Genomic DNA, 23,796 nt, shown 5'->3' with positions numbered 1-23,796 from the left:
CATGGCAAGCAGTTTAGAGCTCAAGAGAAAGTCTTAGAACTTATTGTACTGCAGAGATTCATCGATAGAAGAACAAAACTCTCAATAGATAAGCAAGATTTTGGCCGATCAACTATAGATGATCTTGCACTGTTTAGGAGTGGGCTGCAGTTCTTGTGCCAGATTACCGGCTGCACAATGACTGCAACTCCCGGCGCTGATGCTGTTTCGCATGACGTGATCGCAGTTTGCGTAAGGCTCGACTCAGGCGCGATGAACAGCGAGCTTGCAAATGCCGGTATACGACCAGGCAGTTTAGTATCAACTAAGTCCATTAGTGGTAATTACCAAGTATCTCTGTCATTTCAGAGAAACATATGATTTTTTTCACTAAAAGGATTGTCAAAATGGCTACATACAATGGCATTGCGAAATTCATAAAAGTACTACTGATTACAATGTTAATAGCGCTAACAAGTATATCAGAACCTCTTATTTATGACTCTGCGGAGGCCGGATATGGAACCAGCGAACTATCTTGCAACGGAGATTGGTACTGGCAAGGAGGACAGTGCGTACCAACGGATTTATCTCCAGAGATCTTAGTATACGGTCACAACGGATTTGATACAGATTTTTTCTATCGATATATCACGCCGCTCTATGATCCATCTGCGCTGGATGATTTTGCTGCATTGCCTTCGCCGTATAATCAGGTTGCACGAAAAGACGAGTTAAACAAGCGTAGACGCATTCATGATTGTGTTGCTGACGGCATCGCTCGCGCTATGGAGCAGGATCTACCATCCCTCTCAACGCAAAGAGAGGTAACCTTTGAATATATGGGCGTGAGGGCCCGCTTTGACATTGTGGAGTCGGTCAATGGTTTTCCTACCGGAGTAACCGAGATCAAAACTATTCTGGACTATGAAGGTGCGTCAGAAGATCTTCTTGTGCGAAATCAACCGATTGTTGCCGAGGGCATCGTAAATGGCCAAGCGATCCCTTATGGGCAGAACGCCGCGTTAGCTGGATTTACAGTTGGTCAGCCTATTGGCCGGCCCATGAAATTTGCGGTAGCTACGGTAAATGTCGCCAGTCAATGCAAGTAGCTTGGAGAAAAGGCTGTGACTGTCACGAAAAACTTTGTAAATGTCGTTCGATCAATGCTTACCGCGTCTGGATACTCAGAAGTTGTCCAAGGTGTTTTTGACAAACCCGGCGCTAAATTTGATTATCAAGTCAGATTATCCGTTGCAGGCCAGGCGCTAGTTCGAGCCACATTCGTCTTTGGTTTCCGAATAAAAGAGATTGATCAAAAGATATGTAACAGTGACTATATCGCGGCGCAAAATGCTGCGACTGGGAAGCACGTGCCTACCATAATGGGATATATCGATACTATCGCAGCATGGGCTGGTATTAAGTCGGCGCGATCGTTCGATGTGGATAGTACGTCAATTTCTCAGATAGATGAGATAAGTAATGCTATCTCGGCGATTGAGGGTAGATTTATAACATTGGATGACATTGCTGATTTGGGAGCTCAGGAACTAAATCTTCCTGGTGGTCATAATTCTTTGCGTGTTCCGTTACTTTTGCGTCTGACAGGTAGATACCGGGATAGAGAGCAGTACATAGCCAGAATGAGGGAGGTAAATCCTTCACCAGATTACGAATCGATCTTACATCAAGTTGAGTCTAGCTAGCGGCTAAATCCCGAAATTCACGCAGTCCGTTGAAAGCTTGGCCAGGTAATACCTTCAGAAAAATCTTCAAATGTCATTCGTCAGAACGTGTTCTGATGACCAAGAAACGGGGTGTTGGCACTTGTCACGACGACGAAGATGGCGGGTGATTTCAAACGGTGTGGGTTACGGTAGATGGTGGTCCCCATCGGTGCGTGCCGTCGTAGGATAGATTCGTCGCCCCCGCGTGGGCAGGGGCCTTGCTGGCAGCGGGCGAGTCAGGAGCGGCGAGACGCTCCTGACTGCGCAGGGGCGACGGGGTGTCGGTGCCGGATATCGCGGCCGACTCACGCCCGCCGCGCCGTCAATCGCGACTCTTCGATTGCTTGCCAAGGCAGGCGCTCAGGACAGGTCATCGCGCCTTGTGGCGCTGCTTCGCCGCGCTGGCCGTGGCTGGCGCTGGTGCGCCGTAGCTCGGCTAAGGCGTCTCCTTCGCCAGCCATTCCTCCAGCCACTTGATCGTGTAGGCGCCCTCGGCGAACTCCGGGTCCTCGATCAGGGCGCGGTGGAGGGGGATGGTGGTCTTCATGCCCTCGATCACGAATTCCTCCAGCGCGCGGCGGAGGCGGGCAATGCAGCGTTCGCGGGTGGTGCCGTAGACGATCAGCTTGGCGATCATGCTGTCGTAGTAGGGCGGCACCTTGTAGCCGGCGTAGAGGCCGGAATCGACGCGGACGTGCATGCCGCCGGGCGCGTGGAACTGCGTGACCTTGCCCGGCGAGGGGGTGAAGGTGCGCGGATCCTCGGCATTGATGCGGCATTCGATCGCGTGGCCATGGAAGTGGATATCCTCCTGGCGGCAGGATAGCGGATACCCCTCGGCGATGCGGATCTGTTCGCGGACCAGATCGATGCCGGTGATCATCTCGGTGACCGGATGCTCGACCTGGAGGCGGGTGTTCATCTCGATGAAGTAGAACTCGCCGTTTTCCCACAGGAACTCGATCGTGCCGGCGCCGCGATAGCCCATGTCGGCCATCGCCTTTGCCACCACGCCGCCCATGCGCGCTCGATCCTCGGCGGAGATGACGGGGGAGGGAGCCTCCTCCAGCACCTTCTGGTGACGGCGCTGGAGCGAGCAGTCGCGCTCGCCCAGATGGATCGCGTTGCCCTCTCCGTCGCCGAACACCTGGAATTCGATGTGGCGCGGGTTGCCGAGATATTTCTCCATGTAGACGGTGGCGTCGCCGAAGGCCGCCTTCGCCTCGCTGCCGGCCTGCTGCATCAGCGATTCGAGCTGGTCGGGCCGCTCGCACACCTTCATGCCGCGACCGCCGCCGCCAGAGGCCGCCTTGATGATGACCGGATAGCCGATCCGCTCGGCCAGCGCGGTCGCCTCCGCGATGTCAGTGATCGCGCCGTCGGAGCCGGGGACGAGGGGCAGGCCGAGCGCGCCGGCGGTGCGCTTTGCCTCCACCTTGTCGCCCATGGTGCGGATATGCTCGGGCTTGGGTCCGACGAACAGCAGCCCGTGGCTTTCGACGATCTCGGCGAAGCGGGCATTCTCGCTGAGGAAGCCGTAGCCGGGATGGATCGCGTCGGCGCCGGAAATCTCCGCGGCGGAGATGATGTTGGGGATGTTGAGGTAGCTGTCGGTCGCGGATGGCGGACCGATGCAGATCGCCTCGTCCGCGAGGCGGACGTGCATGGCATCGGCATCGGCGGTGGAATGCACCGCGACGGTCTGGATGTCCATCTCGTGACAGGCGCGGTGGATGCGCAACGCGATCTCGCCGCGATTGGCGATCAGGAGCTTCCGGATCTGGGGCATGGTTATTCCACCACGACCAGCGGCTGGTCGAACTCCACCGGCTGGCCGTTCTCGACCAGGATGGCGGTGACGGTGCCGGCGGTGGGCGCGACGATCGGGTTCATGACCTTCATCGCCTCGACGATCAGCAGCGTGTCGCCGGCGGCGACGCGGGCGCCGACGGGGGCGAACGCCTTCGCCTCGGGATTGGGCGACAGATAGGCGGTGCCGACCATCGGCGAGCGGACCGCATCGGCGACGGGCGGCGCGGCGGCGGCGCCGACCTCCGCGATCACCGCGGCGCCGGCGGCGGGGCTGGCGAGCGGGGCGGCGGAGGGCGCGGGCGCGTACTGGACCGGGGCGGCGACGGGCGCGGCCTTGCGCGCGACGCGGATCTTGCGGTCCTTGTCCTCGACCTCGATCTCGGTCAGCTGGGTGTTGTCCAGCAGCTCGGCGAGCTGGCGGACGAGGTCGACGTCGATCTGCATCGGGTCGTTCGGTGTCGGATCGGTCATGGAAACTTCCCTGTTCAAGCGCGCGCGTCTGTCAGAACCGGGCCGCCGCTTCAAGCGCCAGCACATAGGAATGCGCGCCGAAGCCGGCGATCGTGCCGTGAGCGGCGCGCGCGACATAGCTGGTGTGGCGGAATTCCTCGCGCCGGTGCGGGTTCGACAGATGGACCTCGATCACCGGCGTGCGGATGCCCTTGATCGCATCGTACACCGCGACCGAGGTGTGGGTGAAGGCGCCGGCGTTCAGGATCACGGCCTTTGCCCCGCGCGCCTGCGCCTCGTGCAGCCAGTCGACCAGATGCCCCTCGTGATTGGACTGGCGCATGTCGATGTCGAGATCCAGCTCGCGGGCGCGGTCCTCGAGCTGGCCGGCGATGTCGTCGAGCGTGTCGTGGCCGTAGATCTCCGGCTCGCGGGTGCCGAGCAGGTTCAGGTTGGGGCCGTTCAGGACGAAGATGGTGTCGGTCATCACGGGGTTCCGGTTGCGGCGCCCGGCATCGGCACCTAGATCGAGCCCGTTCCTACCCCCATGCCCCGTGCCAAGTCGAGGACCCGACCCCATGCCCCATAGCGACGGCACCGTCTCCATCACCGTCAACGGCGATCACAAGCGGGTGACGGCCGGCATCAGCATCGCGCAGCTGGCCAGCGAACTGGGGCTGGTGCCCGAGAAGGTGGCGGTGGAGCGCAACATGGAGGTGGTGCCGCGATCGACGCTGGCCGACGTGCAGGTGGAGGATGGCGACGATTTCGAGATCGTCCACTTTGTCGGCGGCGGCGATCATCCGATCGCGGGGGGCGTCGGCGACCATGCGGGCGCGGTGGATACCGACAGCTGGACGGTGGCGGGGCGGACGTTCCGCAGCCGCCTGATCGTCGGGACCGGCAAGTACAAGGATTTCGCGCAGAACGCCGCCGCGCTGGAGGCATCGGGCGCGGAGATCGTGACGGTGGCGGTCAGGCGGGTGAACGTGTCGGACCGGAATGCGCCGATGCTGACCGACTTTATCGATCCCAAGCGCTTCACCTACCTGCCCAATACCGCCGGCTGTTTCGATGCGGAGAGCGCGATCCGGACGCTGAGGCTGGCGCGCGAGGCGGGCGGCTGGGACCTCGTGAAGCTGGAGGTGCTGGGCGAGGCGAAGACGCTGTACCCCGACATGTACGAGACGCTGCGCGCGACCGAGGTGCTGGCCAAGGAAGGGTTCCTGCCGATGGTCTACTGCGTCGACGATCCGATCGCGGCGAAGCGGCTGGAGAATGCCGGGGCGGTGGCGATCATGCCGCTGGGCGCGCCGATCGGGTCGGGCCTGGGCATCCAGAACCGCATCACCATCCGGCTGATCGTCGAGGGGGCAGGCGTGCCGGTGCTGGTCGATGCCGGCGTCGGCACCGCATCGGATGCGGCGGTGGCGATGGAGCTGGGCTGCGACGGCGTGCTGATGAACACCGCGATCGCCGAGGCCAAGGATCCGGTGATGATGGCGGCGGCGATGCGCTCGGCGGTGGAGGCCGGGCGGCTGGCCTATCGCGCCGGGCGGATGGGGCAGCGGCGCTATGCCGATCCGTCGAGCCCGCTGGCCGGGCTGATCTGAAGCAGTATTTTCGATCAGGTTACGGGATTGTCACGGAACCGGTCCGGTCAGCATCCGTTGGAATATCCGAATGTCGAAGCAGGCCGGTCGGCGGCCAGCGGACAGCAACGGAGGCCATCATGGGCGAATTCACCGACAAGGTCGCAGCAGCGGGCAACAAGGTCGCAGGCAACGTCAAGGAAGCGATCGGCAAGGCCACCGATAACGAGCAGCTGCGCGCCGAGGGCGAAGCCCAGCAGGTCAAGGGCACCGGCCAGGACGTCAAGGGCAGTGTCAAGGGTGCGCTCGGCGACAAGATCTGATTGCTGACGATCACTGGACAAGGGGGTCGCACCGTAGAAACGGTGCGGCCCCTTTTCTTTGTCTGCTGTCGGCCAGATCAGGCGCGCGGGCGGGTGGCGATTGCCGACAGGGTCGTGGCAGGCGTCGTGATCTCGACATCCGTTACCAGATGCAGCAGCCGGACCCCTGACATCGCCTGCGCGCGGCCCAGCGCAGCGGCGAAATCCTCCGTCCTCTCGACGCGCTCCGCCCAGCAGCCATAGGCGCGGGCGAGCGCGGCAAAATCCGGGTTGGCCAGCCGGGTGCCGGCGACGCGACCGGGAAACTCGCGCTCCTGATGCATGCGGATCGTGCCATAGGCACCGTTGTCGATCACCAGCACGATGAGCGAGGCGCCGTGCTGGACCGCGGTCGCCAGTTCCTGCCCGTTCATCAGGAAACAGCCGTCACCGGCCAGCGCGACGACGCTGCGGGCGGGATCGCGCAGCGACGCGGCGATCGCGGCGGGCAGCCCGTATCCCATCGCCCCCGCGGTCGGCGCCAGCTGCGTCCCCGGACCGGCATAGCGCCAGTAGCGGTGCCACCAGCCGCTGTAATTGCCCGCACCGTTGCAGATGACGGTATCGGCGGGCAGCGCGGCCCTCATCGCGGCGACGCACTGGCCCAGATCGAGCGTGACGCCGTCGCGCGGGGCGGGTGTGGACCAGGCGAGATAGTCGCGCCGCGCCTCCTCCCCGCCGGCGCGGGGCGGTCCGTCTACCGCGACCAGCGCCTCGGCGAATTCGGCCATCCCTGCGCAGATCGCCAGATCGGTGCGATAGGTGCTGCCGAGCTCGTCCGGATCGGGATGGACATGGACCAGCCGCTGGCCGGGATGATCGGGGGTGATCAGGGTGTAGCCGTCGGTCGTCGCCTCCCCCAGCCGCGGCCCGGCGACCAGCAGCAGGTCGGCGGCACGGATGCGGGCGAGCAAGGCAGGGTTGGGGCCGTAGCCGAGATTGCCGGCATAGGCGGGACAGTCGTTGGGCACCGCGTCCTGCCGGCGGAATGCGGCGACGACGGGCACGCCGGTGCGATCGGCCCAGGCGGCGAGATCCTGCGCGGCGACGCCGTCCCACCCGGCGCCGCCGACGATCGCCACCGGGCGTTCGGCGGTGGCGAGCAGGTCGGCCAGATGCGCCATCGCCCCCTCGTCGCAGCCCTGCGGCGTGCGGGTGATGCGGGGACGATCGAGCGCGTCGACGGTGTCGAGCAGCATGTCCTCCGGCAGGGCCAGCACCACCGGGCCGGGACGCCCGTTCATCGCGACGGCATAGGCGCGCGCGACATATTCGGGGATGCGGGCGGCGTCGTCGATCCGTGCCGCCCATTTGCACAGCGGCGCGAACATCGCGGCGAAATCGACCTCCTGAAACGCCTCCCGGTCGCGGGTGGCGCGATCGACGTCGCCGACGAACAGGATCATGGCCTGCGAATCCTGCATCGCGACATGGACGCCGATCGAGGCGTTGGTGGCGCCGGGCCCGCGGGTGACGAAGGCGATGCCGGGGCGGTGGGTCAGCGTGCCGTCGGCACAGGCCATGAACGCGGCGCCACCCTCCTGCCGGCAGGTCACGAGATCGATCGCGGGCGTGTCGTGGAGCGCGTCGAGAACGGCGAGGAAGCTCTCGCCGGGAACGGTGAAGATGCGCTCGCAGCCCTGGATCAGGAGCTGGTCGACGAGGAGGCGGCCGCCGGTACGTTGGGTCATGGCGGGCAGCGTAGCGCCGGATCGGGCGGTGTGAAGGGGAAGGTGGCGACGGGTGCCCCCGTGCGCGCTGTCCCCGGCCAGGTCTTCCCTCGACGTCATCAGTCGTGGGATAATCGAGATCGCGGCGGAGGCGAGATTTCTGCGAAGGCCCCCCGGGATATGATCCACCACCCCGGCGAAGGCCGGGGTCCAGCAGGGGGACGGCAGAGCGGGGCGTTGCGGATCGTCAGGCCGGCCATTCCAACTGGACCCCGGCCTTCGCCGGGGTGGTGCTTCATCTCCCGGCGTACGGCGGGATGACGGAGGAGTTTTTGCAGAGGGCTTGTTCATGGCCGGGCTGGCGGGGCGTCAGCCGCGGGCGAGTTTGACCAGGGCGGCGTCGAGGGCGGAGAGGAAGCGGGAGCGATCGGCCTTCGCGAAGGGGGCGGGGCCGCCGATCTGGTCGCCGCCGGCGCGCAGGTCGGCCATGATCGCGCGGGTGGCGATGGCCCCGCCGATCGAGGCGGCGGTGAAGGGCCTGCCGGTCGGGGACAGCACGGTCGCCCCCGCCTTCAGGCAGCGATCCGCGAGGAGGATGTCGGCCGTAATTACCACCGTCCGCGGGCCAGCCGCCGCTGCGATCCAGTCGTCGGCCGCGTCGAAGCCGTCGCCGACGACGACCCGGTCGACCAGCGGATGCTGCGGCACGCGCAGATGCTGGTTGCTGACGATGGTGACCGCCGCACCGACCCGCCACGCGACCCGGTAGATCTCGTCCTTGACCGGGCAGGCATCGGCATCGACCAGGATGCGGGCGAAGGGGGCGGGTGCGCCGGTCATCGGCGGGTGAAATAGCCGGCCAGCCGGGCCGCCTCTGCCGGCGTGATCGCCATCACGGCGCCGTGTTTCGGCGCGGTGAAGTTGGTCGCCTTCATCGGCGAGCCGGGATCGTTGAAGCGGCCGATGTTGCGGAAGGTACGGAAATCCGCGGTCTCCGAAAAGCCCATATTGTTCGGCTTCGCGCCGAACACGTCGTACATCAGCACCCAGGTGCCGGTGCCGTGGCGCCGCCACAACGTCGGCGCCTCGGCCGCGACGGTTTCCGGATCGACCTTCGCCGGATCGAAGACATAGCCCGTCGCGATCCGGTCCGACACCGCCTGGCGGATGTTGCCCGGCTTCTCGTGCGCGACGTAGAACATGCGGTACTTGCCGCCGACGCGGGTGATGTCGGCGTCGATCGTGTTCACGCCCGGCCGGGGATAGTCGAGCAGCCTGCGCGGCGCGGTGGTCAGCGTGGTGAAGGCAGGATCGGCGTGCGACGAGACCATGTAGTTGGGGCCGTTGCCGATCCGGGTGGTGAAATAGACCATCATCCGCCTGGCCCCGGGATCGTAGATCGTCTCCGGCGCCCAGGCGCTGCCGGCGTCGCGATAGGCGGGAAAGAGGCGCGATACGTTCACCCGCGCGATTGTCCAGCGGAGCAGGTCGGTGCTCTTCATCATCAGCAGGTTGCGGTTGTTGCCCCAGCCATATTGCGCCTCCGGCCGCTCCCACTCGGTGCTGCGCAGCCCGTCGCGCTTCGCGTAGATGTGAAGGTCGGTCATGGTCATGTAGAAGGCGTTGTCGGGCCCCCGCATGATGTGCGGATCGCGGATGCCGCGCTGCTCGGCGATCGCGCGGCCGGACAGGACGGGCTCGCCATCGTTGACGTCGGTGAAGCTGTATCCGTCGCGCGAGGTGGCGAAATGGAGCGAGTGGGTTTCGTCCTTGAAATAGACGAGCAGATAGGCGGATTTCGCGGCCTCGCCGGGGGCGGCCGCGGGGGCGGCGAGCGTGCGGACGATTTCGAGCTGGGGACGGGCGGGCGAGGGCGCCTGGGCGATGACGGGCGCGGTCATGCCGGCTGCGACGATCGTCAGGGCGGTGGCGGCTTTCATCGGTTGCTCTCCCTAGACCGCGGTTCTTGGCAACGATCGTTGGTGGGTATTTGTCGGACTTTTTATCGGGGTGCAAGCGGTGTGGCGGAGTGCGGGCTGCGCTCTGCTTTTCTCTTCTTCAGGTTAGGTGGCGGGGGTTGGGCCTTTCTGCGGACGTGGCACCCGTGGAGACGCCCCACCCCAACCCCTCCCCTGAAGGGGAGGGGCTTGGGGCGGTCGGTTTCTATTCGGTTCGTGCTGAACCCCTCCTCTGCCTCGCCGGCGAAGGCCGGGGCCCAGTTGGGGACGGGCGGCGAGGTGCGTTGCGGCTGGTTACGACGGTGATTTGCGTCGGACTTCGGCCTTTGCGAGACCCCTGCGAAAGTCTCTCAAGCGCTCCGGTTCCTTCGTCATCCCGGCGAATGTGAGACCTCTGCGAAAGTCCCCTTCCACTCCATTTTCCGTCATCCCGGCGCACGCCGGGACCCATGGACACGGGAACATCAACGGTTCGGACGCTCGCGGAGAGATGGGCCCCGGCGTCTGCCGGGATGACGGAAGTGTTTTGCGAACTTCGTCTGTGGCGGGGAGGGTGTGGTTTGCTTCGTGCTCCGGGGTCGGAAACGGAGAAGGGCCGGAGGATCGCTCCTCCGGCCTTTTTCTGTCGGGGCGGACGGTGCCGCGCTGGCCGGCCGGTCGCGTCCGCCTTCGGCGGAGCGGCGTGTAGCATTCGCTACGCGCCTCGCTTCGGCATGGGAGTAAATCCCATGCCGTCGGTCGCGGCGGTGCCGCGCCGGCCGGGCGGGTCGCTGCGCTTGCGCGCACCGGCCCGTAACTGCGTTACGCGCCTGCTACTTCCGCCGTGTCCACCCGGATGCCGGGGCCCATCGTCGAGGAAACGGCGATCTTGCGGACATACTTGCCCTTGGCGCCCGACGGCTTGGCCTTCACCACCGCATCGACCAGCGCGTCGAAGTTCGCGCGCAGGTCCTCGGCCGGGAAGCTCGCCTTGCCGATGCCGGAATGGATGATGCCGGCCTTCTCGACGCGGTATTCCACCTGGCCCGACTTGGCGTCCTTGACCGCCTGAGCGACGTTCATCGTGACCGTGCCGAGCTTCGGGTTCGGCATCAGGCCCTTGGGACCCAGCACCTTGCCGAGGCGGCCGACGACGCCCATCATGTCCGGGGTCGCGATGCAGCGATCGAAATCGATGGTGCCGCCCTGGATGGTCTCCATCAGGTCCTCGGCACCGACGACGTCGGCGCCGGCCTCACGCGCCTCGTCGGCCTTCGCGCCGCGGGCGAACACGCCGACGCGGACGGTCTTGCCGGTGCCCTTGGGCAGGTTCACCACGCCGCGGACCATCTGGTCGGCGTGACGCGGATCGACGCCCAGGTTCAGGGCGACCTCGATCGTCTCGTCGAACTTCGAGGTGGCGTTGGTGCGGGCCAGCGCGATCGCCTCGTCGATGCCGTGCAGCTGCTCGGGATTGATCGAGACGGACTTCTGCTTCTTGCTCAGCTTGGCCATGCTATCAGCCCTCCACCACTTCGAGGCCCATCGCGCGGGCGGAGCCGGCGATGATCTTCGTCGCCGCCTCGATGTCGTTGGCGTTCAGGTCCTTCATCTTGACCTGCGCGATCTCCGACAGCTGCGACATCTTGATCTTGCCCGCGACCGACTTGCCCGGCTCCTTCGAGCCCGACTTCAGGTTGATCGCCTGCTTGATCAGGAAGGTGGCCGGCGGCGTCTTCGTCTCGAAGCTGAACGACCGGTCGGCATAGACGGTGATCTTGGTGGGGATCGGCGTCCCCTTGGCCATGTCGGTCGTCGCGGCGTTGAACGCCTTGCAGAACTCCATGATGTTGACGCCGCGCTGACCCAGCGCGGGGCCGATCGGCGGCGCGGGCTTCGCGTCGCCGGCAGGAACCTGCAGGTTGATGTAACCTGTGATCTTCTTTGCCATGTCACTCTTTCAATTCGGCCGCGCACCCGGCAGGGCGGGCGGCCTCGTTTCAAGTCGAGCGGTGGTGACGGGGGCCGATGAAGACCCCCTCCCGCAAGCTTCCCATCGGTGGACGGAAAGGCGGGCCCTTAGCGGACGTCGCCCGTTCCGGCAAGGGTCAGGCGGCGGCGCCCGCGAAACGGACGCGGCGGCGGCGGAGCGCGGTGGCGGTCAGGCCAAAGCCGGCGAGCATCAGCGCCCAGGTGGCGGGCTCGGGGACGGCGGCGGTGGGCGTGAAGAGGGCGAAGTTCGCGGCGCTGGCCGGCGCGGTGTCGAAAAATTTCTGGGCCTTCATCTCGTACGTGACGACCTCATCCGCCAGCCTGTCCTTCGTGTTGAGGGCAACCACGGGTTCGAACGTCTCATAGGTGCCGATAGGCCCAGTGGCATAGGCGATGTAGCTTTCGCAGCTGCTCACGAATGAACAACCCGCGGTCAGTGCGGGGTCGCTGTCGAACGCCCCTGCCGATCCATCGAGAAACACTTGATCGAGCAACGCCTGTGCGGCCAGCGTCGCGCTGGCCCGGGTCGTGAACGTGAAGTTGCTGGCGTCGCACTTGCCATAAACGGTGGCGCATTTCCCATCGGCGAATGTCACGTCATAGGTCTTGCCATCGACTACGACGCCGCTGGCGCCGGTCAGTTTGCCGTTTTCAATTTTCAAGGTCGCCGCGGCGTTCGCCGTTGCCGGCAGGGCACACAGGATCGCAGCCGCCAGCAAGCGGGTCGTCGTCTTCGTCATCGTCTGGTCTTTCAGTTATCGCGGGTGGGTGAGGGGCGGCGTGCCGCCCCGTCGATCGGTCAGGCTGATACCGCTGCGAAGCGGACGCGGCGGCGGCGGAGCGCGGTGGCGGTCAGGCCGAAGCCGGCGAGCATCAGCGCCCAGGTGGCGGGCTCGGGGACGGCGCCGGTTCCGGTCTCCGTCGAGACGGACAGATCGGTCAGCACCGTGGACGAGCGCAGGATGAACCGCTCCGAAGGAAGGGCGTAGGTCAGGATTTGCTGCTCGATACCGCCGGTCGCATCGAAGTATAACTGCAGATCGAAGTCCGACGTGGCGGGGTCGAGTGCATCGGCGACGCCGCGGCCCAGATCGAGACGGCGATAGTCCTCACCATCAGAGAAGAACTGGATGACGGGATCGGCGAAACTGGATCCGCCGTCCGACGTGAACGAGATCAGTTTGGCGCTGCCGCTGACATCGGGGTCGAACGAGAATTCGACGGTGTTGGTGATCTTGGCGCGAGGCCCTTTGTCGAACGTCGATACCGTCTGGATCTTTTTGATGATGGAGGCCGCGTCGGCGGTCGCGGGCAGCGCGCACAGGGTCGCGGCCGCCAGCAGGCGGGTGATCGTCTTGGTCATGGTCGTGTCTTTCAGCTGGTGCGGGAAGGTCGTGGAACGAGCGGTGCCGGGCGACACGGCGCCGCTGCGATCACTCAGGCGAGGACCTGCGCGACACCGACACGGCGGCGGCGGAGCGCGGCGCCGGTCAGGCCGAACCCGGCAAGCATCAGCGCCCAGGTTGCGGGTTCGGGGACGGCGCCGGCGGGCGTGAAGCGGGCGAAGGTCGCCGCCGGGTTCTCGCCGGTGTCGAAGAATGTCTGGTAGAGGGAGCCGGACGCACCGATCTGGTCCGGCGTACGGTTCCCGGTGGCCGTGTTGATTGCGGCAATCGACTGGAACGTTCCGAAGCCATCGGCGAGGCCGGCAGCGTAGACGACGTAGCTTTCGCAGCCGCTTTCGTTTCCGCACCCCATCGTCAGGGCCGGATCGCTGTCGAATGCCCCCGCCGATCCGTCGAGAAAGACCTGGTCGAGCAACGCCTGTGCCGCCAGCGTCGCGTGGTTCTTGTCCGTGAATGCGAAGTTGGCGGCGGTGCACGTGCCATGGGCGGTGGCGCACGAGCCATCGACGAACGCCACGTCATAGGTGCTGCCATCGACGACCACGCCGCTGGCGCCCACCAGCCGGCCGCCCTGCACGTCATAGGTCACCGCCGCGTCGGCGGTCGCGGGCAGCGCGCACAGGGTCGCGGCCGCCAGCAGGCGGGGTATCGTCTTCATCATCTATTCCCCCTTGGCGGCACGTTCGCTCCTGCGGCGACCGGCGGCGCTTGATGAACGGCGGGTTAAGCGCGCCGCTCCGCCCTGTCATCGACCTGCCTACCCGTTCTGGATCGGCCGCGCGGGCGAGTGCCGTTTCGGGACGGAAGCGGTCAGCCGATGACGACGAGCGGGGGGCGACCGCCGATATAGGGCGGGCCGGCGGCGTACAGCCCGGCCCCGACCAGTGCGGCGGCGCGGCGGCAGTAATAGTGGATGCTGTCGACCACCCGCGCCTCGATCTGCGGATCGCGCAACTGGCCCATGCCGACGATCCAGCCGCCGGGGGTCCGGACGAGCATGTCGCGTGCCTCCAGCGCGGTGCAGTGGCGCCAGACCGTGCCGTAGCTGAAGCCCAGGGTGCGCATCACGGCCCGGGTCGAGATCGGCTGGCGCAGCGCGTCCGGCGTGGAGGCGAAGGCGTAGCAGGCGGCGAGCGCGGGATCGGTGGTGATCGGCCGCACGCAGGCCACGGTCACGACCAGCCATACGGGCATGGCCTGCCAGGTGCCGAAGGCGGCGAAGAGCTCGAACGGGACCAGCATCGCGTCGATCGCGGTGGCGACGATCGTGTCGAGCGGTACGGCGTCGGACACCGGGCCGCTGCCATCACCCTCGCCGCGATCGATCACGCCGGCGGCAGCCAGATCCTGCACCAGACGCAGGTAGATGTCGTGCAGGCGCACATAGGTGTCGCAGAAGCGTTGCGCGGTGGCGGGATCCGGGCTGATCGCGACACCGGCCGCGGTCTCGACGCACAGCCCCGCCGCGACGAGCGCGCGGACATGGCGGCGCACCGATTCATAGGGGCGGCCGAGCGAGGTGGCGAGCGCGTTGATCGAGCCGAACCGGGTCGGCCGGGCGGGCGGCGCTATCGTGCCGGTGCCGCTCCAGTCCGGCGCCGACCGCCGCATCAGCGTGAGGAGGATTACGGCGCGGTCGTAATCGGCGGGCATCAGCGCGACGATCGCCAGCGTCGCCTGAAGATGCATCTCGCTCGTCAGGCGCGAGACCAGCCGGTAGGGCAGGGATGGCTGGAGGGTGGACATGGCGGCGCGCGTCCTGGCCGCAGTGGCGCGGCGTGCCAAGAGCGGTGATCCATTCCGGGTAGCAGGATGACGACCGGCCCCGACGGCGCAGAACCGGATCCCCGCGCCCGACGCTGGCCGGAGACGCCGGCGCTACCCACTCTCACCGTCCCGCTGACAGCCGCGCAATCGGCGGGCGGGCCCGGGCCCCCGGCGTTACTTGCTGCGCTCGACCTGCTCGAAGTCCAGTTCCACCGGGGTGGCGCGGCCGAAGATCGAGACCGAGACCTTGACCTTCGACTTGTCGAAATCGAGCTCCTCGACGGTACCGTTGAAGCTGGCGAAGGGGCCGTCCAGCACCTTGACCGCGTCGCCGATCTCGTAATCGACCTTGACCTTGGTCTTGGGCGCGGCGGCGGCTTCTTCCTTGGAATTCAGCATCCGCGCGGCTTCCGCCTCGCTGATCGCCTGGGGCTTGCCCATGCTGCCGAGGAAGCCGGTGACCTTGGGGGTGTTCTTGACCAGGTGATAGACCTGGTCGTTCATGTCGAGCTTGGCGAGGACGTAGCCGGGCATGAACTTGCGCTCCACCGCCACCTTCTTGCCGCGGCGCGCCTCGGTGATGGTCTCGGTCGGCACCTCGATCTGCTCGACCAGGCGGTCGAGGCCCATGCGGGTCGCCTCTGCCATGATCGAATCGCGGACCTTGCCCTCGAAACCGGAATAGGCGTGGATGATGTACCAGCGCGCCATGATAGCGATCCTTACTGCGCGAGCTTGAGGAGGGCGTTGACGAGGGCGTTGAAGAACGAGTCCACGCCGAGGAAGAAGATCGCGAGGATCGTCGTCATGATCACGACCATCAGGCCGGTCATCCACGTTTCCTTCCAGGTGGGCCAGGTGACCTTCTTGGTCTCCGCCTTGACCTGGTTGATGAACTCGATGGGGGTCGTCTTCGCCACTGTGCCGTCCGTACCCGTCAATAAATGGGCCGACCTTCGCGGAGCATGGGCTCTCCGCCGCCTTCCCGAGGGAAGCCGGCGCGGGGGTCCATCCTCGCTGTCGGATAGACGCGGCATTTAGGCGGGGTTCGGGGGGATGGCAAGTATGGGTTGGCAGGGCCGCTATCCCTGCCGTACCCCCGCCAGTGCGGAGGCACGGAACCCCGGCGACGGCCTGCCCCTCAGCCGATGCCCAGATCGGCGGGGCCGAAGGCGTGGGGGAGGAGGTCGGAGAGGCGATGGCTGGTCACCGCATCGCCCTCCGCCGCGGCGCAGTGGACGGGGAGATCGCGGCCGCCCAGCTGCGCGGCCTCGTTCAGCACCTGTCGGCAGCGGCCGCACGGGCTGACGGGGGTGGTGCCGGTGGGCCGGCCGGCGGCGTCCATCGCGCCGCCGATCACCGCCACCGCCGCGACCTCGCGCAGGCGCCCCTGCGCGCTGGCGGTGGCGATCGCGACCGTCTCCGCGCAGAGCGACAGGCCGTAGCTGGCATTCTCGACATTGGCGCCGGTCACGATGCTGCCGTCGGTCATCAGGAGCGCGGCACCGACCGCGAAGCGCGAATAGGGCGCGTGGGCGTGGAGCGCCGCGGCGCGGGCGGCGGCGATCAGGGTCTGCGTCTCGTCGTTCATCGTACCACGTTCCAGTTGACCGGCCCGGCGATGCCGTCGACCCGGCGCATGTCGCTGGCGCGCCACATCGACCAGGGGCGGGCGGCATAGTCGGGCGAAAGGAAGTTGCCGGCGGACCAGACCGGCCGGCGGATCGCGGCGGTCAGGGCGAAGGCCTGTTCCGCCGGGCGCGACACGCGCAGCAGGATGGGCTTTCCCGTATGCGCCTCGACCAGAGCGATGAAGCGGCGCAGGTCGGCGGCGAGGGCAGCCGGCTCGGGATGCGCCGCGCAATCCTCGCGCAGGTCGACGTCGACCGCCGGCGGCAGCGCGTCGGCGAGGCGGGGGACGGTGGTGTTGAACGCGTTCGCCTGCGCCACCGCCGGCTGGCAGAGCGAATAGAGGTGGACGGCGCCGCGACGCAGGCCGGCGGCGGGCAGCGCGTTCCAGTTCGCCTCGAACGAGGGGACGCGGCGATCGGCGCCGGCAGTGGCGGCGAGATAGGCGAAGTCGGCCCCGCCGGCACGGACGGTGCCCCACTCTACCTCTCCCGGTGCCTCGCCCAGATCGATCCCCTGAAGCGGATAGGTGGTGGGGGCGGGGGCCCAGCCGGTGGCATAGTGCCAGCCGCCGATGCCGATGGCGCCGCCCGCGATCAGGATCGCGGCGGTCTTTGCCAGAAAGTTCATGCCAGATCGTTCACAGGCGTCAGTTCCGGAGATGCAGGACGCAGAGCAGCGTGAAGAGCCGGCGTGCGGTGTCGAAATCGACCTCTATCTTGCCCGCCAGACGTTCCTTCAGCAACTCCGCCGCCTCGTTGTGGATGCCGCGACGGGCCATGTCGACCGTCTCGATCTGCTGCGGCGTCGCCTGACGGATCGCCTGGTAATAGCTGTCGCAGATCGCGAAATAGTCCTTGATCGGCCTGCGGAAGCGGCCGAGCGCAAGAACCAGCGTTTCGAGGTGCGACCCGTCGTGGCGATGGATGTGGATGCCGAGCCGGCCCTCCTCCGTCTCGAGCTTGATACGGTAGGGGCCGGCATAGCCGTCTGCATAGGTGCGCTGGGGGGCGAAGTGATTGTCCTCGATCAGATCGAAGATCGCGATCCGCCGCTCCTGCTCGACATCGGCCGAGCGCCAGCCGATGCTCTTCTCGTCGAGCTCGACATGGATGATGCGCGGGTCGGCCATGGCCCCGATTAGCCGGCCCGGTGCAGGCTGTCACTGATCCGCCATCGATGGCGGACCGAACCGTCTCATGCCGCTTGAAGCCCTACCGCCAGCGCGTAGAAGCGGGCGATGGCCACACTCGCATTCCCGACTCCTGCCGCCCCGGCGGAACCCCAGCAGCTGCCCCGCAACGTCGAGGCGGAGGCCGCGATGCTGGGGGCGATGATGATCGACAACCGGCTGGCCGACGACCTGGTCGACCGGCTGGAGCCGGCGCATTTCTTCGAGCCGGTGCACGGCCGCATCTTTGCCGCGATCAAGACGCTGCGCGCCAACGACATGCTGGCGACACCCGTCACGCTGCGCCCGATGTTCGAGGCGGACGAGGGGATGCGCGAGCTGGGCGGGCCCGCCTATCTGGCCGGGCTGACCGGCAGCGGCGCGGGCCTGATCGGCGCGCGCCAGTTCGCGACCCAGATCTATGACCTCGCCATGCTGCGCGCGCTCGTCACCGTCGGGCGGACGCTGGTCGACCGGGCGATGGACACGTCCGAGGAGGTGAACCCGCGCGCCCAGATCGAGGCGGCGGAGGAGGAGCTGTACAAGGTGGCCGGCGACGGCGGTGCCGAGAACGCGACCAAGACCTTCGCGCAGGCCACCACGATGGCGGTGAAGATGGCGGAGCGCGCGCTGAACAGCGGCGGCAACCTGTCGGGCGTGACCACAGGGCTCGATTCGGTCAACGCCAAGATCGGCGGCATGCACCACAGCGACCTGATGATCCTGGCCGGGCGGCCGGGCATGGGCAAGACGTCGCTGGCGACCAACATCGCGTTCAACGCGGCGCGGCGCTGGATGCGCGACATGGCCGACGGGATCGCGCCGGCGGATTCGGTCGGCGCGAAGGTCGCGTTCTTCTCGCTGGAAATGAGCGCGGACCAGCTGGCGACACGTATCCTCGCCGAACAGTCGAAGATCAGTTCGGAATCGCTGCGCATGGGCAAGATCAGCCGCACCGAGTTCGCGCAGCTGGCCGCCGCGGCCGCCGAGCTGGAGAATTTGCCGCTGTTCATCGACGATACCGGCGGCCTCTCGATCAGCGCGCTGCACACCCGCGTTCGCCGGTTGCAGCGCCGGCACAACAACGAGATCGGGCTGGTCGTGGTCGATTACCTCCAGCTGCTGACCGGCGGGGGCAAGGGATCGAAGGAGAACCGCGTGCAGGAAATCTCCGAGATCAGCCGCGGGCTGAAGACGCTGGCCAAGGACATGAACGTGCCGGTGCTGGCGCTGTCGCAGCTGTCCCGCGCGGTCGAGAGCCGCGAGGACAAGCGGCCGATGCTGTCGGACCTGCGCGAATCGGGATCGATCGAGCAGGACGCCGACATGGTGTGGTTCGTGTTCCGCGAGGATTACTACACCGCCGCGCGCGAGCCGAAGCGGCCGGTGGAGGGCGATGACAGCAAGGTGTTCGAGGATCACCAGAAATGGGCGACCGACATGGAGCGCGTGTACGGGCTCGCCGAGCTGATCGTCGCCAAGCAGCGCCACGGCGCGACGGGCAAGGTGGTGCTGAAGTTCGACCCGACGATCACGCGGTTCTCGGATTATGCCGGGTATTGAGGGCGTAGGCTGAGCGGCCCTTCTGCTCCCCTCCCTTGTCCAGGAAGGGGAGCAGGAAAGAAGTTTTGCCGCATTGCGGAAAATTCGCGGCGCATCGCCTGAACTGGGCATGCCGGGCGGTGCCGGATCGTCCACAGCGTCGCTCGTACCGGGGGGAACCGGTGCGGAGGGACATCGTCGGCCGGCCGCCGTTCACAGGGAGGGGGCGGCCGGGCGGCGGTGGACATCAGCAAAAGGGGTAATGATGACTGCCAGTTTCACGATGGCGCGCCATGCGACGGGCATGGGCGTGCTGGTTCTGCTCGCGCTCGCCGCGGCACCGGCCGCCGCGCAGGATAGCGCCAACGATCCGGCCTCGACGATCACCGCGGCGGTGACCGGGGGCACGCTGGGGATCGGGCCGGAGCTGGGCTTCCGCTTCGCCGATCATGTCGGCGTGCGCAGCAATGCGACGTTCCTGGGCATCGGCACCGACCTGACGGTCGACGACAACGACTATGATGCCGACCTGAAGCTGAAGTCGTTCGGCGCGATGGTGGACATCTATCCGTTCGGCGGCTCGTTCCGGATCTCGGGCGGGGCGCGGATCAACCGCAACCGGGCGGGGATCGACGGCGACTTCACCGGCCAGGGCAGCGTGGAGATCGACGACACCACCTATACCGGCGCGCAGGTCGGCGTGATCAGCGGCCGGGCGCGGGTGAAGAAGTTCGCGCCCGCGCTGACGCTGGGCTGGGGCGGATCAAACCGCCACGGCTTCTTCTTCGGCGCCGAGATCGGCGCGCTGTTCCAGGGATCGGTGCGCATCCAGCAGTTCACCGCGACGGGATCGTTGCGCAACGACCCGACCTTCCAGGCGCGGCTGGAGCAGGAGCGCCGGAACGTGCAGGACGACGTCAACGACTACAAGGTGTACCCGATCCTGCAGACGTCGATCGGGTGGCGGTTCTAGAGCCGATCGACGGGCGGTCTTTCGGGACACCAGCGCCGCGGCTCTGCACACAGCGGCAGCGTGTCTGGATTCCCGCCTGCGCCGGAATGACGAAACGGATTTCGGGACCTTTCCGCTGAAGGGATCGACCCGTTCCCGTTTGTCCTGCGGCTGCACCCAGCACGAACGGACGGGATCGAACGCCCGACACGATGACTGACGAGCTCAACAGGGAGGGGCCGGCTCTCGCATCCTGACGGGTGCGGGGGCCGGTTCTTTGTCGGGGTCGGGATGTTGTTGGTGTTTGATGGGCCGTTCGCCTTCGGCCAAATCGCAGGGTAATGATAATCGTTGCGCGGCTGGTTGAGTAAGATCACATCTGCGCAATGCTCATTGGAATTTTTTTGGCGCCGATGGCGACATCGTCTCTCGTGAGCAACAGCACGCCAGACACGCTGAAAACCACGCAGATCGGCACATCAACGGAGAGGCTCCGCAAGGCTTTCCCCGGAATCACGGCCGGCTGCCTCGCCAAGATACAAGCCGGCGGTATTCAAGCAATGCCCAATCGCACAGAACAATGTTTCGCGATGACAAAGCCACGACGTTGGCGAGGATTATGGCTTGACGCCTTTGAGGGGCAGCGTTTCTGCCCAGCACCTGCAACGTCTTGCCTCGATGACGGCAAGGAGGGTCACATCTGGATCAGTTTTGCGGATGGCTCTCGTCCGACGGCAAAGCGCTCGGCGGGCAAAACCTATGTCATAGAATTCCTCGGCAGACGAACCCTGCTACCCGGCTTTTACGGGCACATGGGCATGTCTACGCATGAGGTGGTGGTAGAGCGACTTATATCGACTACCCCGCTCGATCGGTAACATCCCCTATCGAGCAAAGGCACCTACCCGGACCAGGCTTGGCATGGGCAATGTGGTCGCCGTATGCCTGACAGCCACGGATCGCCTACCATCCCCGTTCCTCAGAACACCGGGTCCTCGCCCGGCTGGACGGGCTGGTGGATGCCGCATTCCACCTTGTCCCAGCCGCGCCAGCGGCCGGCGCGAGGGTCTTCGCCGGGGCGGACCTTGCTGGTGCAGGGGGCGCAGCCGATCGAGAGATAGCCCTGCGCCTCCAGCGGGTGGCGGTTCTGATGGGGGTGATCCACCGGTGGTAACGCGCCATCTGACGGAGTGGGATCCATTACATTCGGCATACACCAGAGACCGCGGGTGGATCAGGGTTCGACGAACGAGTTCGACAGGGAGGCGCCGGTTCCTTGTCGACGCGGGTACATCGAGCGAGCGCCATGGCGTCTCACGTCGCGGCGCTAACGCCGGTTCCGCTTCGGTCGCCGATCCGATAGAGTACCATCGTTAAGGTGTTGCTGATATCGGCGCGGTGAAGGGGATCCCATTCTTGCACTCGCGCCGATTCGTCACGATTGACGCCATGCGCGGCATCGCCGCGCTGTCCGTCTTCACCATCCATGCCAGCAAGCTGATCGCACCGGTGCTGGTGCCGCACGCCTATCTGGCGGTGGACCTGTTCTTCCTCCTGAGCGGCTTCGTGATCGATCACGCCTACAGTGACAAGCTGGCCAGGCAACTGACGCCTGGCCGGTTCATCATCGCACGGTATATACGGCTATATCCGCTGTACTTGATCGGGCTTTCAATCGGTTTCGCCGGAGCAGGGATATCCTTGGCGATGGGGCAAGGCGTTCATAGCGGGGCGTCGCTGGCCGTTGCCACGATCACTGGGCTATTCATGCTTCCGTCGTCCACAGCGACGCACGATGTCGCGCTCGTGCCGCTCAACTATCCGGCGTGGTCGCTATTGTTCGAACTGGCGGTCAATGTGATTTTCGCCTTGACCTTCCGGTGGTTGACGACGCGGGTGTTGCTCGTGATCGCCACCGTGGCTGCATTGTGCCTGTGCTGGACAGCCTATGCATACGGCAGCATCGATCATGGCATGGCGTGGTCCTTGGGATGGGTCGGAGCCATACGGGTGACGTTCTCATTCTTCTTGGGTGTGGCAATCCGCCGTGTGTTCACGGGTACTTGCGTGATCACGCGATGGGCGTACGCCTTGCCGCTACTGGTCCTGCCGCCGATGATGGGCTTTGGTGGAACTCCCGGCGATTTGATCGCCATCATCTTCCTGTTCCCGTTGATCATCGGACTGGCAGCTTGCGTCGAGCCGCCAGCTGCCAGGACCATGATCATGCTGGGTACCCTCTCATACCCTCTTTACGTTATCCACATCCCTACGCTTCAGTTCATCGAGCGAGTGATGACGGTTACGCGGATCGATCCGTCGTCCATCAGGCCAACCGCGGGCATCATCATCGTCATCATCCTGGCGGCGACAGCGTTGGCGCTTGACCGCTGGTATGATCGTCCGGTTCGACGATGGCTGTCGATCAGATTGCTCCATCGCCGGACCACAGTCTGAGCTTCAGCGTCGGTTGCACTGCTGACTGCGATCGATGACTGCCGCAGCCGCGTGTCTCGACAGAGCCGCGCGGCAACGTTGGTTTGCTAATGCCTCAGAACACCGGATCCTCGCCCGGCTGGACAGGCTGGTGGATGCCGCATTCCACCTTGTCCCAGCCGCGCCAGCGGCCGGCGCGGGGGTCTTCGCCGGGGCGGACCTTGCTGGTGCAGGGGGCGCAGCCGATCGAGAGATAGCCCTGCGCCTCCAGCGGGTGGCGGGGCAGGTCGTGCTCGTCGAAATAGGCCTCGAGCTGGTCCTTCTTCCAGTCGGCGAGCGGGTTGATCTTCAGCCGGCCCTCGTCCTCCTCGAAGCGGGGGAGGGCGAGGCGGGTGCCGGACTGGAAGCCCTTGCGGCCGGAGATCCACGCGTCGAACGGGGCGAGGGCGCGGCGCAGCGGTTCTACCTTGCGGATCTCGCAGCAGCCGTCGGGATCGTAGGACCAGCGCAGGCCGGTCCGGTCCTTGGCCGCCAGCACGTGCGGATCGGGGCGGAAGACGCGCAGGTCGGTGAGGCCGAGGCGCTCGGACAGCTCGTCGCGATAGGCCAGCGTCTCGCCGAACATCTTCTGGGTATTGGTGAAGATGACGGGTACGTCCGGGTCGATCGTCGCGACCATGTGGAGGAGGACGGCGGATTCGGCGCCGTAGGACGAGACCGAGGCGATGCGGCCGGCGAGGTCGCCGGTCAGCAACTCGCGCAGCATCGCAGGCGCGGGCACGCCGGCGAAGCGATCCTGCATCGCGGCGGCATCGGCGGCGGTGAAGGCGGGGGCGGTATCAATCGTGTCGAGGATGCGGGCGGGTTCACCCATGGCGCAGTTTCCAGACGGGAACGGCCGCGTCGGCGGCGGCCTGATAGCGGAAATCGTAACGGTCGAGGCTGCGGCGGAGCGCGTCGCCGTCGATCTCCGCTTCGGGCGCGAAGCTGTCGAAGCCGCAGCGGCGCATCAGCGGCAACTGGTCGACCAGCACGTCGCCCTGCGCGCGCAGCTCGCCGGTGTATCCGGCCTCGCGCAGGATGCGGCCGGCGGAATAGCCGCGGCCGTCGCGGAAGGTGGGGAAGCTGACCTCGACCAGCGCCAGCCGGTCGAGATGGGGAAGGAGGGCGCGCGCATCCTCGCCCGCTTCCAGCCGGACGGCGGTGGCGTTGGTCTGTTCGGCAAGGAACGCGTCGAGCGTCACGGCGGGTTCGTCGTGCGCGGCGTCGTCGCGGAAGCGGAGGAGGTTGTCGGCGGTCATATCCGGGTACCGTCACCCCAGCGTAGGCTGGGGTCTCTGTGGGGAGTGTGGGGCAGGAGCCGCGGGAG

26 protein-coding genes and 1 pseudogene are annotated in these 23,796 nt (G+C 65.9%); 7 read left to right on the top strand and 20 right to left on the bottom strand.

Going from position 1 to position 23,796, the window contains the following annotated elements:
* Window positions 1-386 precede the first annotated feature (386 nt).
* Complete coding sequence (locus ABC319_RS05675) at window positions 387-1,091, top strand: hypothetical protein (protein WP_413069288.1); 705 nt, start codon at window positions 387-389, stop codon at window positions 1,089-1,091.
* A 15-nt stretch (window positions 1,092-1,106) separates the two neighbouring features.
* Window positions 1,107-1,688, top strand: a complete 582-nt coding sequence (locus ABC319_RS05670) for a hypothetical protein (protein WP_413069287.1) — start codon at window positions 1,107-1,109, stop codon at window positions 1,686-1,688.
* A gap of 457 nt (window positions 1,689-2,145) precedes the next feature.
* Here the strand turns inward: ABC319_RS05670 and accC are convergent, their stop codons facing one another.
* The 3 genes from accC to aroQ are packed head-to-tail and all read right to left on the bottom strand — an operon-like array spanning window position 2,146 to window position 4,458.
* Window positions 2,146-3,498, bottom strand: coding sequence for an acetyl-CoA carboxylase biotin carboxylase subunit (gene accC, locus ABC319_RS05665; RefSeq protein ID WP_413069286.1), 1,353 nt, complete (start codon window positions 3,496-3,498; stop codon window positions 2,146-2,148).
* 2 nt (window positions 3,499-3,500) lie between these two features.
* Window positions 3,501-3,992: an acetyl-CoA carboxylase biotin carboxyl carrier protein gene (gene accB, locus ABC319_RS05660; RefSeq protein WP_413069285.1), complete on the bottom strand. Its 492-nt coding sequence runs from the start codon at window positions 3,990-3,992 to the stop codon at window positions 3,501-3,503.
* 31 nt (window positions 3,993-4,023) lie between these two features.
* Complete coding sequence (aroQ, locus tag ABC319_RS05655) at window positions 4,024-4,458, bottom strand: type II 3-dehydroquinate dehydratase (protein WP_413069284.1); 435 nt, start codon at window positions 4,456-4,458, stop codon at window positions 4,024-4,026.
* Window positions 4,459-4,549: 91 nt separating this feature from the next.
* Here aroQ and thiS point away from each other — a divergent pair, with 91 nt between their 5' ends.
* Together thiS and ABC319_RS05645 are read left to right on the top strand one after the other, a co-directional pair.
* Window positions 4,550-5,584: a sulfur carrier protein ThiS gene (gene thiS / locus ABC319_RS05650; RefSeq protein ID WP_413069283.1), complete on the top strand. Its 1,035-nt coding sequence runs from the start codon at window positions 4,550-4,552 to the stop codon at window positions 5,582-5,584.
* A 119-nt stretch (window positions 5,585-5,703) separates the two neighbouring features.
* A complete protein-coding gene (locus tag ABC319_RS05645; RefSeq protein ID WP_413069282.1) occupies window positions 5,704-5,886 on the top strand; it encodes a CsbD family protein in 183 nt (60 codons plus the stop codon).
* A 77-nt stretch (window positions 5,887-5,963) separates the two neighbouring features.
* Here the strand turns inward: ABC319_RS05645 and ABC319_RS05640 are convergent, their stop codons facing one another.
* The 14 genes from ABC319_RS05640 to ABC319_RS05575 form a co-directional block, all read right to left on the bottom strand.
* Window positions 5,964-7,616, bottom strand: a complete 1,653-nt coding sequence (locus ABC319_RS05640) for a thiamine pyrophosphate-binding protein (RefSeq protein WP_413069281.1) — start codon at window positions 7,614-7,616, stop codon at window positions 5,964-5,966.
* A gap of 348 nt (window positions 7,617-7,964) precedes the next feature.
* Window positions 7,965-8,435, bottom strand: coding sequence for a YaiI/YqxD family protein (locus ABC319_RS05635; RefSeq protein ID WP_413069280.1), 471 nt, complete (start codon window positions 8,433-8,435; stop codon window positions 7,965-7,967).
* Window positions 8,432-9,535: a glycoside hydrolase family 43 protein gene (locus ABC319_RS05630; RefSeq protein WP_413069279.1), complete on the bottom strand. Its 1,104-nt coding sequence runs from the start codon at window positions 9,533-9,535 to the stop codon at window positions 8,432-8,434. The genes ABC319_RS05635 and ABC319_RS05630 overlap by 4 nt, the downstream gene beginning before the upstream one ends.
* Window positions 9,536-10,354: 819 nt before the next feature.
* Window positions 10,355-11,047 carry a 50S ribosomal protein L1 gene (gene rplA / locus ABC319_RS05625; protein ID WP_413069278.1) on the bottom strand — a complete coding sequence of 231 codons (693 nt, stop codon included), beginning with the start codon at window positions 11,045-11,047 and terminating at the stop codon, window positions 10,355-10,357.
* Between the two features lie 4 nt (window positions 11,048-11,051).
* Window positions 11,052-11,483 carry a 50S ribosomal protein L11 gene (gene rplK / locus ABC319_RS05620; protein ID WP_188658790.1) on the bottom strand — a complete coding sequence of 144 codons (432 nt, stop codon included), beginning with the start codon at window positions 11,481-11,483 and terminating at the stop codon, window positions 11,052-11,054.
* Window positions 11,484-11,640: 157 nt separating this feature from the next.
* Window positions 11,641-12,264: a PEPxxWA-CTERM sorting domain-containing protein gene (locus tag ABC319_RS05615; RefSeq protein WP_413069277.1), complete on the bottom strand. Its 624-nt coding sequence runs from the start codon at window positions 12,262-12,264 to the stop codon at window positions 11,641-11,643.
* 59 nt (window positions 12,265-12,323) lie between these two features.
* Window positions 12,324-12,887: a PEPxxWA-CTERM sorting domain-containing protein gene (locus ABC319_RS05610; RefSeq protein ID WP_413069276.1), complete on the bottom strand. Its 564-nt coding sequence runs from the start codon at window positions 12,885-12,887 to the stop codon at window positions 12,324-12,326.
* A gap of 74 nt (window positions 12,888-12,961) precedes the next feature.
* The gene (locus tag ABC319_RS05605; RefSeq protein ID WP_413069275.1) at window positions 12,962-13,591 is read right to left on the bottom strand and encodes a PEPxxWA-CTERM sorting domain-containing protein; all 630 of its coding nucleotides are present in this window, start codon (window positions 13,589-13,591) and stop codon (window positions 12,962-12,964) included.
* 149 nt (window positions 13,592-13,740) lie between these two features.
* Window positions 13,741-14,676: a hypothetical protein gene (locus ABC319_RS05600; RefSeq protein ID WP_413069274.1), complete on the bottom strand. Its 936-nt coding sequence runs from the start codon at window positions 14,674-14,676 to the stop codon at window positions 13,741-13,743.
* 195 nt (window positions 14,677-14,871) lie between these two features.
* Window positions 14,872-15,408, bottom strand: coding sequence for a transcription termination/antitermination protein NusG (gene nusG / locus ABC319_RS05595; RefSeq protein WP_413069273.1), 537 nt, complete (start codon window positions 15,406-15,408; stop codon window positions 14,872-14,874).
* An 11-nt stretch (window positions 15,409-15,419) separates the two neighbouring features.
* Window positions 15,420-15,617 carry a preprotein translocase subunit SecE gene (gene secE, locus ABC319_RS05590; protein WP_413069272.1) on the bottom strand — a complete coding sequence of 66 codons (198 nt, stop codon included), beginning with the start codon at window positions 15,615-15,617 and terminating at the stop codon, window positions 15,420-15,422.
* A gap of 221 nt (window positions 15,618-15,838) precedes the next feature.
* Complete coding sequence (locus ABC319_RS05585; RefSeq protein WP_413069271.1) at window positions 15,839-16,288, bottom strand: cytidine deaminase; 450 nt, start codon at window positions 16,286-16,288, stop codon at window positions 15,839-15,841.
* Window positions 16,285-16,956, bottom strand: coding sequence for a glycoside hydrolase family 25 protein (locus ABC319_RS05580; RefSeq protein WP_413069270.1), 672 nt, complete (start codon window positions 16,954-16,956; stop codon window positions 16,285-16,287). Before ABC319_RS05580 ends, ABC319_RS05585 begins: the two co-directional genes overlap by 4 nt.
* A 19-nt stretch (window positions 16,957-16,975) precedes the next feature.
* Entirely contained in the window at window positions 16,976-17,458 is a 483-nt protein-coding gene (locus ABC319_RS05575; RefSeq protein ID WP_413069269.1) for a UPF0262 family protein, read from the bottom strand.
* 108 nt (window positions 17,459-17,566) lie between these two features.
* Between ABC319_RS05575 and ABC319_RS05570 the strand changes: the two genes are divergently transcribed.
* Together ABC319_RS05570 and ABC319_RS05565 are read left to right on the top strand one after the other, a co-directional pair.
* Entirely contained in the window at window positions 17,567-19,060 is a 1,494-nt protein-coding gene (locus tag ABC319_RS05570) for a replicative DNA helicase (protein WP_413069268.1), read from the top strand.
* Window positions 19,061-19,304: 244 nt separating this feature from the next.
* A complete protein-coding gene (locus tag ABC319_RS05565; RefSeq protein ID WP_413069267.1) occupies window positions 19,305-20,012 on the top strand; it encodes a hypothetical protein in 708 nt (235 codons plus the stop codon).
* 958 nt (window positions 20,013-20,970) lie between these two features.
* On the opposite strand, the pseudogene ABC319_RS05560 reads toward ABC319_RS05565, so the two are convergent.
* Window positions 20,971-21,135: pseudogene (locus ABC319_RS05560) on the bottom strand (phosphoadenylyl-sulfate reductase); the annotation flags it as partial.
* A gap of 305 nt (window positions 21,136-21,440) precedes the next feature.
* Between ABC319_RS05560 and ABC319_RS05555 the strand changes: the two are divergent.
* On the top strand, window positions 21,441-22,448 hold the full coding sequence (locus ABC319_RS05555; protein ID WP_413069266.1) for an acyltransferase family protein: 1,008 nt from the start codon (window positions 21,441-21,443) through the stop codon (window positions 22,446-22,448).
* A gap of 94 nt (window positions 22,449-22,542) precedes the next feature.
* On the opposite strand, the gene ABC319_RS05550 is transcribed toward ABC319_RS05555, so the two are convergent.
* Together ABC319_RS05550 and ABC319_RS05545 are read right to left on the bottom strand one after the other, a co-directional pair.
* Window positions 22,543-23,301, bottom strand: coding sequence for a phosphoadenylyl-sulfate reductase (locus tag ABC319_RS05550; protein ID WP_413069265.1), 759 nt, complete (start codon window positions 23,299-23,301; stop codon window positions 22,543-22,545).
* Window positions 23,294-23,728 carry a DUF934 domain-containing protein gene (locus ABC319_RS05545; RefSeq protein WP_413069264.1) on the bottom strand — a complete coding sequence of 145 codons (435 nt, stop codon included), beginning with the start codon at window positions 23,726-23,728 and terminating at the stop codon, window positions 23,294-23,296. The genes ABC319_RS05550 and ABC319_RS05545 overlap by 8 nt, the downstream gene beginning before the upstream one ends.
* Window positions 23,729-23,796 lie beyond the last annotated feature (68 nt).

It is taken from the genome of Sphingomonas phoenicis, from assembly GCF_047238005.1.
In the GTDB taxonomy this organism is placed as follows: Bacteria; Pseudomonadota; Alphaproteobacteria; order Sphingomonadales; family Sphingomonadaceae; genus Sphingomonas.
Note: the sequence above shows the minus strand (reverse complement) of the source record. Positions and strands in the feature narration are given on the sequence as shown.